General features: G+C 51.1%; 1 protein-coding gene and 1 tRNA gene. Both read right to left on the bottom strand.

Going from position 1 to position 1090, the window contains the following annotated elements:
- The coding region (gene tuf, locus J0A65_RS23850; protein WP_206596758.1) for an elongation factor Tu at nt 1-900 on the bottom strand (900 nt) is incomplete at its 3' end.
- A gap of 62 nt (nt 901-962) precedes the next feature.
- Nucleotides 963-1033, bottom strand: a tRNA-Ile gene (locus J0A65_RS23845).
- Nucleotides 1034-1090: the final 57 nt, after the last annotated feature.

Raw genomic sequence — 1090 nt, 5'->3', positions numbered from 1 at the left:
CTTGATTGAACCAGGCTTAAACAGTACCTGACAACGCTCTACGTCGTCACGCTTAGTTCCACGCAGCAGTGCACCGATGTTCTCACCTGCACGACCTTCGTCAAGCAGCTTACGGAACATCTCTACACCCGTTACTGTAGTAGTAGTAGTAGGGTTGATACCTACGATTTCTACTGAGTCACCCGTGTTGACAATACCACGCTCTACACGGCCTGTTACTACAGTACCACGACCAGAGATAGAGAATACGTCTTCGATTGGCAGCAGGAACGGCTTATCGATGTCACGCTCTGGCTCTGGGATGTAAGTGTCCAGGGCTTCGCCCAGCTCTACTATCTTCTTCTCCCACTCTGCGTCGCCTTCCAACGCCTTCAGAGCTGAGCCACGGATTACCGGCAGGTCATCACCTGGGAAGTCATACGCTGACAACAGCTCACGTACTTCCATTTCTACCAGTTCCAGCAGCTCTTCATCGTCTACCATGTCACATTTGTTCATGAATACGATGATGTAAGGTACGCCTACCTGACGACCCAACAGGATGTGCTCACGCGTCTGTGGCATTGGACCATCAGTCGCCGCTACTACCAGAATCGCACCGTCCATCTGCGCTGCACCGGTGATCATGTTCTTAACATAGTCAGCGTGTCCAGGACAGTCTACGTGTGCGTAGTGACGGCTAGGAGTATCGTATTCTACGTGTGACGTAGAGATAGTGATACCACGGGCCTTTTCTTCTGGCGCGTTGTCGATTTGGTCGAATGCTTTCGCAGAACCACCGTAGGTCTTCGCCAATACAGTAGTGATTGCTGCTGTCAGTGTAGTTTTACCGTGGTCAACGTGGCCGATAGTACCTACGTTCACGTGCGGTTTCGTACGTTCAAACTTTTCTTTTGCCATGATTCCCCCAGCTTAGGTTGGCTGCTACTTTGGTTAAACGCAGAATGAGCTGGGGAGAGAAGTGGTGCTGATAGGCAGATTCGAACTGCCGACCTCACCCTTATCAGGGGTGCGCTCTAACCAACTGAGCTACGGACGCACTTTGATGATTTGTTTCAGATTTGCGACGCATCTGAGAACGGCGCGTATA

It is taken from the genome of Bowmanella yangjiangensis, assembly GCF_017255015.1.
Lineage (GTDB): Bacteria > Pseudomonadota > Gammaproteobacteria > Enterobacterales > Alteromonadaceae > Bowmanella > Bowmanella yangjiangensis.
Note: the sequence above shows the minus strand (reverse complement) of the source record. Positions and strands in the feature narration are given on the sequence as shown.